Origin of the sequence: Mesorhizobium sp. Root157, assembly GCF_001427385.1 — a bacterium.
Lineage (GTDB): Bacteria > Pseudomonadota > Alphaproteobacteria > Rhizobiales > Rhizobiaceae > Mesorhizobium.
Genome location: NZ_LMGJ01000001.1, coordinates 418390 through 431966, shown reverse-complemented (window position 1 = coordinate 431966; position 13577 = coordinate 418390). Strand labels below are relative to the sequence as shown.

General features: G+C 62.3%; 13 protein-coding genes. 9 read left to right on the top strand and 4 right to left on the bottom strand.

Features of this window, described 5'->3' with window-relative positions; all coding sequences use genetic code 11:
- The first annotated feature begins 135 nt into the window (after nt 1-135).
- The 4 genes from ASD64_RS02155 (at nt 136) to lpdA (ending at nt 6468) form a co-directional block, all read left to right on the top strand.
- Nucleotides 136-3129 (top strand): 2-oxoglutarate dehydrogenase E1 component, encoded by a 2994-nt coding sequence (locus tag ASD64_RS02155; RefSeq protein ID WP_056100222.1) that lies wholly within the window; start codon nt 136-138, stop codon nt 3127-3129.
- Between the two features lie 31 nt (nt 3130-3160).
- Nucleotides 3161-4447: a 2-oxoglutarate dehydrogenase complex dihydrolipoyllysine-residue succinyltransferase gene (gene odhB, locus ASD64_RS02150; RefSeq protein ID WP_056099907.1), complete on the top strand. Its 1287-nt coding sequence runs from the start codon at nt 3161-3163 to the stop codon at nt 4445-4447.
- A gap of 12 nt (nt 4448-4459) precedes the next feature.
- The gene (locus ASD64_RS02145; protein WP_056099903.1) at nt 4460-4984 is read left to right on the top strand and encodes a hypothetical protein; all 525 of its coding nucleotides are present in this window, start codon (nt 4460-4462) and stop codon (nt 4982-4984) included.
- Between the two features lie 77 nt (nt 4985-5061).
- Entirely contained in the window at nt 5062-6468 is a 1407-nt protein-coding gene (gene lpdA, locus ASD64_RS02140) for a dihydrolipoyl dehydrogenase (RefSeq protein WP_056099900.1), read from the top strand.
- Nucleotides 6469-6538: 70 nt separating this feature from the next.
- On the opposite strand, the gene ASD64_RS21320 is transcribed toward lpdA, so the two are convergent.
- The 3 genes from ASD64_RS21320 to ASD64_RS02125 form a co-directional block, all read right to left on the bottom strand.
- Entirely contained in the window at nt 6539-6937 is a 399-nt protein-coding gene (locus ASD64_RS21320; protein WP_200957776.1) for a hypothetical protein, read from the bottom strand.
- A 205-nt stretch (nt 6938-7142) separates the two neighbouring features.
- Complete coding sequence (locus ASD64_RS02130) at nt 7143-7358, bottom strand: hypothetical protein (RefSeq protein WP_056099894.1); 216 nt, start codon at nt 7356-7358, stop codon at nt 7143-7145.
- A gap of 321 nt (nt 7359-7679) precedes the next feature.
- Nucleotides 7680-8621 (bottom strand): tyrosine recombinase XerC, encoded by a 942-nt coding sequence (locus ASD64_RS02125; protein WP_056100219.1) that lies wholly within the window; start codon nt 8619-8621, stop codon nt 7680-7682.
- A 115-nt stretch (nt 8622-8736) separates the two neighbouring features.
- Between ASD64_RS02125 and rimM the strand changes: the two genes are divergently transcribed.
- Entirely contained in the window at nt 8737-9357 is a 621-nt protein-coding gene (gene rimM, locus ASD64_RS02120) for a ribosome maturation factor RimM (protein ID WP_056099892.1), read from the top strand.
- The gene (gene trmD, locus ASD64_RS02115) at nt 9354-10040 is read left to right on the top strand and encodes a tRNA (guanosine(37)-N1)-methyltransferase TrmD (RefSeq protein WP_056099890.1); all 687 of its coding nucleotides are present in this window, start codon (nt 9354-9356) and stop codon (nt 10038-10040) included. Before rimM ends, trmD begins: the two co-directional genes overlap by 4 nt.
- Before the next feature lie 19 nt (nt 10041-10059).
- On the opposite strand, the gene ASD64_RS02110 is transcribed toward trmD, so the two are convergent.
- Nucleotides 10060-10917, bottom strand: a complete 858-nt coding sequence (locus tag ASD64_RS02110; protein WP_056099887.1) for an RNA polymerase factor sigma-32 — start codon at nt 10915-10917, stop codon at nt 10060-10062.
- A 296-nt stretch (nt 10918-11213) separates the two neighbouring features.
- On the opposite strand from ASD64_RS02110, the gene ASD64_RS02105 reads away from it, so the two are divergent.
- The 3 genes from ASD64_RS02105 to ASD64_RS02095 all read left to right on the top strand — a co-directional run bounded on the left by ASD64_RS02105 (nt 11214) and on the right by ASD64_RS02095 (nt 13576).
- The gene (locus tag ASD64_RS02105) at nt 11214-11987 is read left to right on the top strand and encodes an amino acid ABC transporter substrate-binding protein (protein WP_056099884.1); all 774 of its coding nucleotides are present in this window, start codon (nt 11214-11216) and stop codon (nt 11985-11987) included.
- A 141-nt stretch (nt 11988-12128) separates the two neighbouring features.
- Nucleotides 12129-12812, top strand: coding sequence for an amino acid ABC transporter permease (locus ASD64_RS02100; protein ID WP_056099882.1), 684 nt, complete (start codon nt 12129-12131; stop codon nt 12810-12812).
- A complete protein-coding gene (locus ASD64_RS02095; protein WP_056099879.1) occupies nt 12809-13576 on the top strand; it encodes an amino acid ABC transporter ATP-binding protein in 768 nt (255 codons plus the stop codon). The genes ASD64_RS02100 and ASD64_RS02095 overlap by 4 nt, the downstream gene beginning before the upstream one ends.
- Nucleotide 13577: the final 1 nt, after the last annotated feature.

Below are 13577 nucleotides of genomic sequence, written 5' to 3'. Positions count from 1 at the left end.
GACGCGCCGGGCGGTCCTGCACCCGGCGCGGTACAACCAGGAAGGGTGGACGTAGACAAGGCGGCAACGGCCGCAAGGCATGGGGCGGCGGTGCCGCAAACGCAAGGAGATGAAGCCTCAGGCTTCGAGCGCGACATGGCGAGACAAGATCAAACCAACGACCAATTCTCCCTCACATCCTTCCTTTATGGCGGCAATGCCGACTATATCGAAGCCCTGCATGCGGCCTATGAAGACGATCCCGCCTCCGTGGACCCGGAATGGCAGGACTTCTTCGCAGCGCTGAAGGACGATGCCGCTGACGTCAGGAAGAATGCCCGGGGCGCTTCCTGGGCGAAGCCGTCCTGGCCGCTGCAGGCCAATGGCGAACTGATTTCGGCGCTCGACGGCAATTGGGGCCTGGTCGAGAAGGTCATCGAGAAGAAGGTCAAGGAAAAGGCGGTCGTCGACGGGACAGCGCTTTCCGAGACCGACGTGCATCAGGCGACACGCGATTCCGTTCACGCGATCATGATGATCCGCGCCTTTCGCATGCGCGGCCATCTTCACGCCAAGCTCGATCCGCTCGGAATTGCCGGCGAACTCGAAGACTACAACGAGTTGTCGCCGCAGAACTACGGCTTCACCGAGGCCGACTTCGACCGGCCGATCTTCCTCGACAATGTGCTTGGACTTGAGTTCGGCACCGTCCGGCAGATGCTGGAAATTCTCACCCGCACCTATTGCTCGACGCTCGGCGTCGAATTCATGCACATCTCGGATCCCGAAGAGAAGGCCTGGATTCAGGAACGTATCGAAGGTACCGACAAGGAAATCTCGTTCACCGCCGAAGGCAAGAAGGCGATCCTGCTGAAGCTGATCGAAGCCGAGGGCTTCGAACAGTTTATCGACGTCAAGTACAAGGGCACCAAGCGCTTCGGCCTCGATGGCGGCGAGTCGCTGATCCCGGCACTTGAACAGATCGTCAAGCGCGGCGGCCAACTCGGCATGAAGGAGATCGTGCTGGGCATGGCCCATCGCGGGCGTCTCAACGTGCTCAGCCAGGTGATGGCGAAGCCGCACCGGGCCATCTTCCACGAGTTCAAGGGCGGCTCCTATGCCCCCGACGATGTCGAAGGCTCGGGCGACGTGAAGTATCACCTCGGCGCATCGTCGGACCGGGAATTCGACGGCAACAAGGTGCATCTGTCGCTGACCGCCAACCCCTCGCATCTCGAGATCGTCGATCCCGTGGTGATGGGCAAGGCGCGCGCCAAGCAGGACCAACTCTACGGGCGTGCCCGCGAGGCGATCGTGCCGCTGGAGGAGCGCGCCAAGGTGCTGCCGTTGCTTCTTCATGGCGATGCGGCTTTTGCCGGCCAGGGCGTCATCGCCGAAATTCTCGGCCTGTCAGGCTTGCGCGGCCATCGCGTTGCCGGCACCTTGCATTTCATCATCAACAACCAGATCGGGTTTACGACCAATCCGCGCTTCTCGCGCTCGTCGCCTTATCCGTCCGATGTTGCCAAGATGATCGAAGCGCCGATCTTCCACGTCAACGGCGACGACCCGGAAGCCGTGGTGCATGCCGCCAAGGTTGCGACCGAGTTCCGCATGAAATTCCACAAGCCGGTGGTGGTGGACATGTTCTGCTACCGCCGCTTCGGCCACAACGAGGGCGACGAGCCGGCGTTCACCCAGCCGAACATGTACCGTGCAATCCGCGCTCACAAGACCACGGTGCAGCTTTATGCCGAACGCCTGATCGCCGAAGGCCACATCACCCAGGCCGAATTCGACAAGATGAAGGCCGACTGGCGCGAGCATCTCGAGCAGGAGTTCGAAAGCGGCCAGTCCTACAAGCCTAACAAGGCCGACTGGCTTGACGGGGCCTGGTCGGGCCTGCGCACCGCGGACAATCAGGACGAACAGCGGCGCGGCAAGACCGCCGTGCCGGTGAAGACGTTGAAGGAGATCGGCAAGAAGCTGACCGAGGTGCCGAAGGGCTTCGAGGCGCACAGGACGATCCAGCGTTTCCTCGATAACCGCCGCAACGCCATCGAGTCGGGCGAGGGCATCGACTGGGCAACCGCCGAAGCTCTGGCTTTTGGCGCCATTTTGCTCGATGGCAACCCGGTGCGGCTATCCGGCCAGGATTCCGAACGCGGCACCTTCTCGCAGCGCCACTCTGTGCTTTACGACCAGAAGGATGAAACCCGCTACATTCCGCTCAACAGTCTCTCGGCGGCGCAAGCCGGCTATGAGGTGATCAACTCGATGCTGTCGGAAGAGGCCGTGCTTGGCTTCGAATACGGCTATTCGCTGGCCGCGCCCAAGGCTCTCACCTTGTGGGAAGCGCAGTTCGGCGACTTTGCCAACGGTGCCCAAGTGGTGTTCGACCAGTTCATCTCGTCGGGCGAGCGCAAGTGGCTGCGCATGTCTGGTCTCGTTTGCCTTCTGCCGCACGGCTACGAAGGGCAGGGACCGGAACACTCCTCCGCCCGCCTAGAGCGCTTCCTGCAACTTTGTGCCGAAGACAACATGCAGGTGGTCTATCCAACCACGCCGTCGAACTATTTCCATGTTCTCCGGCGTCAGTTGAAGCGTGATTTCCGCAAGCCGCTGATCCTGATGACGCCGAAGTCGCTGCTGCGTCACAAGCGGGCGGTGTCGAGCTTGTCGGAAATGTCGGGCGAAAGCGCTTTCCATCGCCTGTTGTGGGATGATGCGCAGTCGGCTGGCAGTGGCAGCGATCTCGTGCGGCTGGTGAAGGACTCCAAGATCCGCCGCGTCGTCTTGTGCACCGGCAAGGTCTACTACGACCTTCTCGAAGAACGCGAGAAGCGGGGCATCAACGATATCTATCTGCTGCGCGTCGAGCAGCTTTATCCGTTCCCGGCCAAGGCGCTGATCACCGAACTGTCTCGCTTCCGCGGGGCCCAGATGGTGTGGTGCCAGGAGGAGCCCAAGAACATGGGCGCCTGGTCGTTCATCGATCCTTATCTGGAATGGGTGCTGGCTCATATCGACGCCAAGTACCAGCGGGTACGCTACACTGGCCGTCCCGCTGCCGCTTCCCCGGCAACCGGCCTGATGTCGAAGCATCTGGCGCAACTCGCCGCCCTGCTCGAAGACGCGCTCGGCGAATAAGAATCTGGAAGAGAAAGAACGGACAGGCAAAATGGCTACTGAAATCCGCGTTCCCACTCTCGGCGAATCCGTATCCGAAGCGACCATCGGCAAGTGGTTCAAGAAGGTCGGCGACGCCATCGCCATGGACGAGCCGCTGGTCGAACTCGAAACCGACAAGGTGACCATCGAAGTTCCGGCGTCCGCTGCGGGAACCCTTGCCGAAATCGCGGTGAAGGAAGGCGAGACCGTCGCCGTCGGGGCTTTGCTCGGCACCATTGCCGGCGGCGGCGCAGGCAAATCCGCAGCGCCCGAGCCCAGGCAGGAAACGGCCGTGGCGCAAGCGTCGGCACCGACTGCGGCTTCGACAACCAAGGAAGCGGCCGCCCAGGGCGCCAAGATCGCTGGCGATACGCCAATCGAAGCGCGCACCATGCCGCCGGCTCCGGCAGCCGCGAAGCTGCTTGCCGAGGCAAACCTTTCCGTCGATCAGGTTTCCGGCTCCGGCAAACGTGGCCAGGTGCTGAAGGGTGACGTTCTGGACGCCGTCGCCAGGGGCGCCCCGTCGCAACCGGCCGAAGCCCCTCGCGCCCCTGCCGCTTCTGTCGCGGTTCGTGCGCCATCGTCCGTGGACGATGCGCCGCGCGAGGAACGCGTGCGCATGACGCGGCTGCGCCAGACCATCGCTCGCCGGCTGAAGGAAGCGCAGTCGACCGCCGCCATGCTCACGACCTTCAACGAGGTGGACATGAAGGCGGTCATGGAACTGCGCACCAAATACAAGGACGTGTTCGAGAAGAAGCACGGCGTGAAGCTCGGCTTCATGGGCTTCTTCACCAAGGCGGTGACGCATGCGCTGAAGGAAATCCCCTCGGTCAACGCCGAGATCGACGGCACCGATATCATCTACAAGAACTTTGCCCATATCGGCGTCGCGGTCGGCACCGACAAGGGACTGGTCGTGCCGGTGGTGCGCGATGCCGACGCCATGTCGATTGCCGAGATCGAGAAGGAAGTCGGCCGCCTGGGTCTCGCCGCGCGCGACGGCAAGCTCTCGGTTGCCGACATGCAGGGCGGCACCTTCACCATCTCCAATGGCGGCGTCTACGGCTCGCTGATGTCGACGCCGATCCTCAACGCACCGCAGTCGGGCATCCTCGGCATGCACAAGATCCAGGAGCGCCCGGTCGTCGTTGGCGGCCAGATCGTCATTCGTCCGATGATGTATCTGGCGCTGTCCTACGATCACCGTATCGTCGACGGCAAGGAGGCCGTGACCTTCCTCGTGCGGGTCAAGGAAAGCCTGGAGGATCCGGAGCGGCTGGTGCTCGACCTGTAAGGGTTCGGCACCATGGCAGCAGGCACAACCCGCTTGCGAAACGCCCGGTTTTTCCGGGGTACGGTGGCGTCGGCTTTGCTGCTTGCATCGCTGACGCCTGCCCATGCCGCTTGTCCCATGGAGCTTGCCGTCTACAGTGACCGCGACGACGCTGCATGGATCGATTTCAGGCCGACAGGTGAGTCGGCGGTGGTGACCAACACTTTCAAGATGGTGCTCGACAAGGGGGTCGTCCTCGATGGCATGGTGATGTGGAGCGAAGGGGTCAGGCGGCCCTATGCCTCGCTGATGTATCAGTGCCCTGAAGGTGATGTCACCGGCGAGGAGATCGCCGCCTGCACGCTGTGGGAAGGGGTCGTCTATTCGGCGAACGCCGACGGGAAGGTGGAACTCATTGCGGCCGAAGGCGTGGATGCGCCGCAGGCCCTGATCTTTCCTGACTTGGGTCCCACGCTGCGCCTGTCGGCAGTCTACGGGGAAGATGGTCTGTCCAAGGTGCCGTGGGACGTTTTTGCATTGAAGGGTTGCCAGGAATAAATGGCTGGCTGGTGGCGGAAGCGTTTCGCCCTGCATAAATCGAAGGTGCCGGAGGACCGGCTGGAAGGATTGGTATCATGGCTTATGACGTCGTCGTTATCGGATCGGGCCCGGGCGGTTATGTTTGCGCCATCAAGGCAGCGCAACTTGGTCTGAAGGTTGCCGTGGTGGAAAAGCGCGACACCTTCGGCGGCACTTGCCTCAACATCGGCTGCATTCCGTCCAAGGCGCTGCTGCACGCCTCCGAAATGTTCGCCGAGGCCGGCCATTCCTTCGATACGCTGGGTGTCGAGATTTCCGCGCCCAAACTCAACCTCAAGAAGATGATGGCGCACAAGGACACGACCGTTGCGGCCAATGTCAGCGGCGTCGCCTTCCTGTTCAAGAAGAACAAGATCGACACCTTCCGCGGCACCGGCAAGGTGGTTTCGGCGGGTAAGGTCACCGTCGCCGGCGAAGACGGCAAGAGCCAGGACATCGAGGCGAAGAACATCGTCATCGCCACCGGCTCCGAAGTCGCGGGCATTCCGGGCGTCAAGGTCGATATCGATGAGACGACGATCGTGTCTTCCACCGGCGCGCTGTCGCTGGACAAGGTGCCTGGCCATCTGGTGGTGGTCGGCGGCGGCGTCATCGGCCTTGAACTCGGCTCGGTCTGGGCGAGGCTCGGCGCCAAGGTCACGGTGGTCGAATTCCTCGACGCCATCCTTGGCGGCATGGATGGCGAGGTATCCAAGCAATTCCAGCGCATGCTCGGCAAGCAAGGCTTCACCTTCAAGCTGGGCGCTAAGGTGACGGGCGTTGCCAAGGCCAAGAAGGGCGCCACGGTGACCTTCGAGCCGGTCAAGGGCGGCGCTGCCGAAACTGTCGACGCCGATGTCGTGCTGATCGCTACCGGGCGGCGGCCTTACACAGACAGCCTCGGCCTCAACGAGGCCGGCGTCGAGATGGACGAGCGCGGCCGGGTTAGGACCGATGCTCGCCTGCAAACGAACATCCCCGGCATCTATGCCATCGGCGATGTGGTGGCCGGGCCGATGCTGGCTCACAAGGCCGAGGACGAGGGCGTTGCGGTGGCCGAGATCATCGCTGGCCAGGCCGGCCATGTGAATTACGACGTCATTCCCGGTGTCGTCTATACCAGCCCGGAAATCGCTTCGGTCGGCAAGACCGAGGAAGAACTGAAAAAGGCCGGCGTCGACTACAAGATCGGCAAATTCCCCTTCACCGCCAATGGCCGCGCGCGCGCCATGCAGCACACGGACGGCTTCGTGAAGATTTTGGCTGACAAGGCCAGCGACCGCGTCCTGGGCGCCCACATCGTCGGTTTCGGGGCCGGCGAGATGATCCACGAGTTGACGGTGCTGATGGAATTCGGCGGCTCGTCGGAAGATCTCGCCCGAACCTGCCACGCCCATCCGACCATGTCAGAAGCGATCAAGGAAGCGGCGCTCGCCACCTTCTTCAAGCCGATCCACATCTGACAGGCGTTTTTCGCGTTCTAAAACCGGCCCGCCGATCGGCGGGCCGTTTTGCTTTCAGCTTGAACGGCGGTCAGTTGGCGGGAGCCGGAGCCGGTTCGGCCGGTGCCGGTTCAGCGGGCGCCGACTCAGTCGGAGCCGGTGCGGGTTGGGTTTCAGTCGGAGCAGGTGCTGTTTCTGCCGGGGCCGGAGCCGGCTCGGCAGGAGCAGGTTCGACTGGTGCTGGTGCGGATTCGGTGGCCGCAGGCTGCTCGGCGGTTGGGACTGCCGGTTCGCTGCGCACGAATATGTAGTAGGCCACGATCGCCAAGACGATGACGATGAGCGCTATCAGCCATGTGCTGCCGCTGCTTCGCTGTCCCATCGGCGGTCGATTGCCAATGCGCGGATCGGATGTTGAGAGCGGCGGTACCGGGTTCAACGGATCCGTCAGTCGTGGATCGTTCGGGTCCGGCTTGTTCGGGTTGGCCATGCTGTCCTCCTGGGTGAAATGCATCGGGCAATACCCATCAACGCACAAACGGCGAATGGGTTTCATCACCGATCGTGCATTATCCGTCACACATCAGATCGGGGGATTCACACATACGAGTACCACGGCAAACACGCTCGGTTCCGACCCTTGCGGATCGGACCAGTCGCCCCGACGAGCCTGAGATAGTTCGCTACCGCGAAGCTTATTGAGTTGGTTGACCCGTATCGGCCTGCGAAGGCAGCGGCAATACGATCTGGTCGCCCGGAACCGACATCGGGACTGCCTGATCTTCCGAAATGCTCGCGACCACAGCCGTTTTGTCTACAGCGGCGCTGTCGGCGGATTTCAAGTAGTCGCAAGCGTTTGCTGCCGACACCGAGAGGCCAAGCGACGCTGCCAGGATAAGCGCTTTTGTCATGCTCTTCTCCTTCCACTTTATCAGTGTCCGAAGAGGCTAGCAGATTTGATTAGGACGGCCCAATCACGCTTTACGTGAGCAGCAGGCTTGCTTGTGTCAGCGGATCGGGATGGAGGTCCGTTAAGCGGCCGACATCAAAATGGCCAGGAACGACAGGAAGAACAGCACGTTCAATGCTGCAAGCAGTTTAATGCCGATAAGGGCGGTGCGGTCTGCTATGATGATGGCGCGTTTCATGGCACGGAGCGTAAATCCAAATCGCAGCCAAACCGTTAACGAGTGCCGGAAAATTGTCGGGATGCCGCGCGAAAGGTCGCGTCCTCAGGCGCGCGGATGCGCCGACTCGTAGATTTCCAGCAGACGCGCCGTGTCGACACCCGTGTAGATTTGCGTGGTCGAGAGGCTGGCGTGACCGAGCAGTTCCTGGATGGTGCGCAAATCGCCACCGCGTCCAAGCAGGTGGGTTGCGAAGGAATGACGCAGCGCATGCGGCGTTGCGGTGTCCGGCAGGTTCAGCGCAGAGCGCAACTTGCCCATTTCGCGCTGGAGGATGGCCGGGTTGAGCGGGCCGCCACGCGCGCCGCGAAACAGCGGCCCCTCGGCTCCGAGATGAAACGGACAAAGCCGCCGATATTCGGCAATTGCCTGTAGCGCGACCGGCAGAACCGGCACCAGCCGGGTCTTGCCGCCCTTGCCGGTCACTCGCAGCACCGTTTCGCGCTGGTTGACAAGGTCGCTACCAGTCAGTGCGAGCGCTTCCGAAATGCGCAGGCCCGAACCGTAGAGCAGGGTCAGCACGGCGGCATTTCGTGCGGCGATCCATGGCTCCTCGGCCAGTTGTTCGCGGGCCGAGACGACGCGCCTGGCGTCTTCTGCGGTTAGCGGCTTGGGAAGCGACTTGGGTTGCCTGGGCGCGCGCAGGGCTGCTGCGCCTGCCGCATTGACCAAGCCTTGCCGTTCGAGGAAGCGCAGCAGCGAGCGGATGCCGGCAAGGCCGCGACCCAGCGTGCGCGCACCGGCTCCGGCGTTTCTGCGCGCTGCGAGAAAACCACGCAGGTCGGCTGGCCGCAGGTCGGCGATGTCGGCTATGCCCGGCGGCCCAGCACAATGTCCGGTCAGGAATTGCAGGAACTGGCGGGTGTCGCGTTCATAGGCTTCGACGGTAAGCGCGGACAGGCGGCGCTCGCCCGCCAGCGTGGCAAGCCAGCACTGCCGTGCTTTTTGCAGGTCGGGTTTTGCCGAAATCAGGAATTGTTCCTGCATGATCGTTTCCATCTCCGTCTCGCCATCTTGCTGAAGCGAGGTTAGGAAGCGGTGAAGGGCGCTTGTAATGCGAATGCCCAAAATTTAGGACATGATAAAGCGTAGGATTCAGTGGATGCCCAAGCTTAACAACCCCGTCCAGATGGCCGTCATCGGAGCCGCGCACGGCATCAAGGGAGAACTGCGCGTCAAGACCTTTACCGGCGCACCCGAGGCGCTCGGCGACTACGGGCCGCTGTCGTCCAAAGATGGCCGCAGCTTCGAGATCACGAGCATAAGGCCGGCTGGCAACGTTGCGGTGGTGCGTTTCAAGGGCATAGACAGCCGTAACGCGGCGGAAACTCTGACCGGCACCGAGCTTTTCGTCGACCGTTCCGTACTGCCCGAAACGGTCGAGGAAGACGAGTTCTACCAGGCCGATCTGATCGGCCTTGCCGTCAAGGACGAAACCGGCGCGACCATTGGCAAGGTGCTGGCAGTGCAGAATTTCGGTGGTGGCGATATTCTCGACCTGATGGTTGGCAGCCGCAAGGGCGTGCTTATTCCCTTTACGCTGGCAGCGGTTCCGGAAGTTTCGATTGCCGCCGGCTTCGTACGTATCGATACGGTTGCCGCCGGGTTGGTCGAGGATGAGGACGGCGATGGCGAGCCGGACATCGAAACGGAGCCGGGGCGTGACGGTTTCGATGCAAAACGCCGCCCGCGCGGACCGAAGGATTCCGGAGGCAACCGGTGAGCTTTGCCGCGTCCGTGCTGACGCTCTATCCGGAAATGTTTCCGGGCGCACTCGGGCTTTCGCTCGCCGGGCGTGCCCTGGGGGGCGGCACCTGGTCGCTTGAGGCGGTCCAGATTCGCGACTTCGCCACCGATCGCCATCGCACGGTGGATGATACACCTGCCGGCGGTGGCGCCGGCATGGTCATGCGCGCCGACGTGCTTGCCCGCGCCATTGACAGTACGGCCCCGCAAGGCGATCCGCGTCCGCGCCTCCTGATGAGTCCGCGCGGCAGGCCGCTGGCCCAGGCGAGGGTGCGCGAACTGGCCTCCGGTCCCGGTGTCGTCGTTGTTTGCGGACGCTTCGAAGGTGTCGACCAGCGGCTGATCGAGGCGCGCGATCTCGAGGAAGTCTCGATCGGCGATTATATTCTCTCAGGCGGCGAACCGGCGGCTCTGGTGTTGCTCGATGCGATCGTGCGCCTGCTGCCCGGCGTCATGGGCAACGAACAATCGGGCGAGGAGGAAAGCTTCGAGCACGGGCTCCTGGAACACCCGCACTATACACGGCCGCAGGAGTTCGAAGGGCAGCCTATTCCCGAGGTGCTGGTCTCCGGCAATCACGCCAAGATCGCAGCCTGGCGGCGAGGCCAGGCAGAGCGCCTGACACGGGAACGGCGACCGGATTTGCTCGGCAAGGCGTGAATGAACCAACTGGTCGTTTTCAGGCGGCAAGAAATTCGGGATTCTGCTTCACCAGCGCAACCTTGAGCTTTTCCAGAGCTCGCGCCTCTATCTGGCGAACCCGTTCCTTGGAGATGCCAAGCTTGCCTCCAAGCTCTTCGAGTGTCGCGCCTTCGTCCTTCAGCCGACGCTCTTCGATGATCCTCAACTCTCGTGCGTTCAGCGCCCTGAGCGCGGCCTTGAGCCAGCCGGAACGTCTTTCGACATCGATGGCCGTGGAGGCGACTTCATCCGGCCAGGGATCGTCACAAACCAGAAAATCCATCCGTTCCGTTGTGTCGGCGTCGCCGGACAACGTTGCGTTCAACGACCTGTCAGGTGTGGACAGGCGCGCATCCATGGTCGCGACGTCGGCCTCCGAAACACCTAGCGCTGCCGAGATCTCCTGATAGAGCGCGGCGTTAGACAGCATTTCGTTGCCGCTGGCCAGCCGCGCCCTGAGCCGTCGCAGGTTGAAGAACAGCGATTTCTGCGCCGAACTGGTGCCACCCCGCACGATCGACCAGTTGCGCAGAATGTAGTCCTGCATGGAGGCACGTATCCACCATGTCGCATAGGTGGAGAAGCGCACCTCACGCTCCGGCTCGAAGCGGGCCGCCGCTTCGAGCAGGCCGACATGGCCTTCCTGGATCAGGTCGCTCACCGATAGACCGTAGTGGCGGAACTTGGTGGCCATGGAAATCACCAGCCGCATATGCGCCACGGTTATCTGGTTCAAAGCGCTCTGGTCGTGATCCTTGCGCCAACTCAGCGCCAGTTCGTGCTCCTGCTCCCGATCGAGATAAGGGGCGGCCATGGCAATGCGGATGAAATCTCGCGATGTACTGTCCTGCAACATGGCGGTGCCCCGGCTTCGATGAACATCTTGCGTGCGCCACGCCGCGCGTGGACTGCAATGCGGTCACCATGATTGAACGTGCAAGAACAGAGGATGGTTCCGCGTGGTGGCGGTGGTTTGGAACGCGTTTTCGTGATGCAGGGCATGGGGCGCAGCAGGGATCAGGCTTCTTGGCATATCATTCCAAAACGACACGCATCTTCGGATTTTCATTCCTTATTTTATGCTTAAACTTCTGCGAGATTGCCGGCCTCTACAAAATGTGCCCGTTGCGGGCTGAACAGGATCACAGGAAAATGAACTGGCTTAAATCGCTCATCATCGCCGGCACGCTGCAGGCGCTGGCTGTCACGGCTGCTGCCGCGGGTGCCAATCTCGACCAGATCAAGGCCGAGGGCGTCTTCAAGATCGGCACCGAAGGCACCTACGCTCCCTTCACCTATCACGACGCGTCGAACACGCTCGTCGGCTTCGATGTCGAGATCGGCAAGGCAATTGCCGACAAGCTCGGCGTCAAGGCCGAATTCCTTGAAGGCAAGTGGGACGGGTTGATCGCCGGCCTCGACGCCAACCGCTATGACGCCGTCATCAACCAGGTCGGCATCACCGACGAACGCAAGGCGAAATACGACTTCTCCGACCCCTATATCGCTTCGAAGGCGGTGCTGATCGTCAAGGGCGACAATAGCGAGATCAAGGGCTTCGCCGATCTCAAGGGCAAGAAGTCGGCTCAGTCGCTGACCTCCAATTTCGGCAAGCTGGCCGAGAAGAATGGTGCGGAACTCGTCGGCACCGACGGTTTCGACCAGTCGATCCAGCTGCTTTTGACCGGCCGGGCCGACGCCACCATCAATGACAGCCTGTCCTTCCTCGACTTCAAGAAACACAAGCCCGATGCCGATGTGAAGATCGCCGCCCAGGAAGAAAACGCCGATTATTCCGGCGTCATTGTGCGCAAGGGCGATCCTGAACTGGTGGCTGCGATCAACAAGGCGCTGGCCGACATCAAGGCCGACGGCACCTACCAGAAGATCGCCGACACCTATTTCGGCCAGGACGTTTCGAAGTAGGAACCGGGCTGGTCTTCCAGCCTAACCGAATGAATGAGCGGCGGCCGCCAGACCAATCGGCCGCCGCTTTCCGCTTGACGGGTCGGCGCGCTATCTTGCGCGTCCCGCTGTCATGCGAGCGATGATTTCCGGAGGTTTTCCGTGCCCCATTGGCTGCAATTGATGCTGGATTCGCTTTGGCCCCTGTTGTGGGCCGCAGCCGTTTTCACCACGCCACTCACGCTTCTGTCCTTCGCCTTCGGTCTTTTCGTCGGGCTGGCGGTGGCGCTGATCCGGCTGTTCGGGCCGAAGCCGTTGGTGGCGGTGGTGCGCTTCTACGTCTGGATCTTTCGCGGCACGCCGCTTCTGGTTCAGCTTTTCCTGATCTTTTACGGCCTGCCTTCCGCAGGCATCCTGCTCGACGCCTTCACGGCGGCGCTGATCGGCTTCACCCTCAATGTCGGCGCCTATACGTCGGAGATTATCCGCGCCGTCATCGGCTCGGTGCCGAAGGGCCAGTGGGAAGCCGCCTATTCGATCGGCATGACCTGGAGGCAGGCTATGTGGCGCACGATCCTGCCGCAGGCGGCGCGCGTGGCGGTGCCGCCTCTGTCCAACACCTTCATCTCGCTGGTCAAGGATACTTCGCTGGCCGCCGCCATCACCGTGCCGGAAATGTTCCAGGCCGCCCAGCGCATCGTCGCCGTCACCTACGAACCGCTGATCCTCTATGTCGAGGCGGCGATCCTCTACCTGGCGATGAGTTCCGTGCTGTCGGCGCTGCAGACACGGCTGGAAGGACGGCTCAACCGCTATGGCGGCTTCCTTGAGGAGGCACGGGTATGATCGGCCTTACCGACATCGAAAAGCGCTTTGGCGACAACCATGTGCTGAAGGGCGTCAGTGTCACCATCGCCGAGGGCAGTGTCACCGCACTTGTCGGCCCGTCCGGTGGCGGCAAGAGCACCCTGTTGCGCTGCATCAACCTGCTCGAAATTCCAACCTCCGGCACGGTGCGCATCGGCGACGATACGCTGGTGTTCGAGCCGGGCGTCAAAGTCGCGACGAAGGACATCCAGCGCCTGCGCCGCCAGACCGGCATGGTGTTCCAGAATTTCCAGCTGTTTCCGCACCGCACCGCGATCGAGAACGTCATGGAGGGGCTGGTGACAGTGCTGAAATGGCCTGGCGAGCGGGCGCGCGAACGGGCGCTTGCCCTTCTGGAAAAGGTCGGCATGGCGCACAAGGCCGACGCTTGGCCGGCGACGCTGTCGGGCGGCCAGCAGCAGCGCGTGGCCATCGCGCGCGCGCTCGCACCTTCGCCAAAAGTGCTTCTGTGCGACGAGCCGACCTCGGCGCTCGATCCCGAACTGGCGCAGGAAGTGGTCGATGTGCTGAACAAACTGGCCAGCGAAGGCACGACCATGGTGATGGCGACGCATGATCTGCGCCTTGCCTCGAAAATCGCCCGCGAGGTGGTGTTCCTCGATGCCGGCGTGGTGGTGGAGAGCGGGCCGGCGGGAAGCGTTTTCGCCAACCCCCGGCGTGAGCGCACCAAGCGCTTCATTGCCACCTTGCGCCACGAGCAGGAAGGTGGCGCAGCCAGGTGAG

Bases quoted from the DNA above. Each gene is read 5' to 3' on its own strand.
- ASD64_RS02130 (WP_056099894.1), bottom strand. From the start codon at position 7,358: ATGACAAAAGCGCTTATCCTGGCAGCGTCGCTTGGCCTCTCGGTGTCG.
- lpdA (WP_056099900.1), top strand. From the start codon at position 5,062: ATGGCTTATGACGTCGTCGTTATCGGATCGGGCCCGGGCGGTTATGTT.
- odhB (WP_056099907.1), top strand. From the start codon at position 3,161: ATGGCTACTGAAATCCGCGTTCCCACTCTCGGCGAATCCGTATCCGAA.
- ASD64_RS02155 (WP_056100222.1), top strand. From the start codon at position 136: ATGGCGAGACAAGATCAAACCAACGACCAATTCTCCCTCACATCCTTC.
- rimM (WP_056099892.1), top strand. From the start codon at position 8,737: ATGCCCAAGCTTAACAACCCCGTCCAGATGGCCGTCATCGGAGCCGCG.
- ASD64_RS02145 (WP_056099903.1), top strand. From the start codon at position 4,460: ATGGCAGCAGGCACAACCCGCTTGCGAAACGCCCGGTTTTTCCGGGGT.
- ASD64_RS21320 (WP_200957776.1), bottom strand. From the start codon at position 6,937: ATGGCCAACCCGAACAAGCCGGACCCGAACGATCCACGACTGACGGAT.
- ASD64_RS02105 (WP_056099884.1), top strand. From the start codon at position 11,214: ATGAACTGGCTTAAATCGCTCATCATCGCCGGCACGCTGCAGGCGCTG.
- ASD64_RS02095 (WP_056099879.1), top strand. From the start codon at position 12,809: ATGATCGGCCTTACCGACATCGAAAAGCGCTTTGGCGACAACCATGTG.
- ASD64_RS02110 (WP_056099887.1), bottom strand. From the start codon at position 10,917: ATGTTGCAGGACAGTACATCGCGAGATTTCATCCGCATTGCCATGGCC.
- ASD64_RS02125 (WP_056100219.1), bottom strand. From the start codon at position 8,621: ATGCAGGAACAATTCCTGATTTCGGCAAAACCCGACCTGCAAAAAGCA.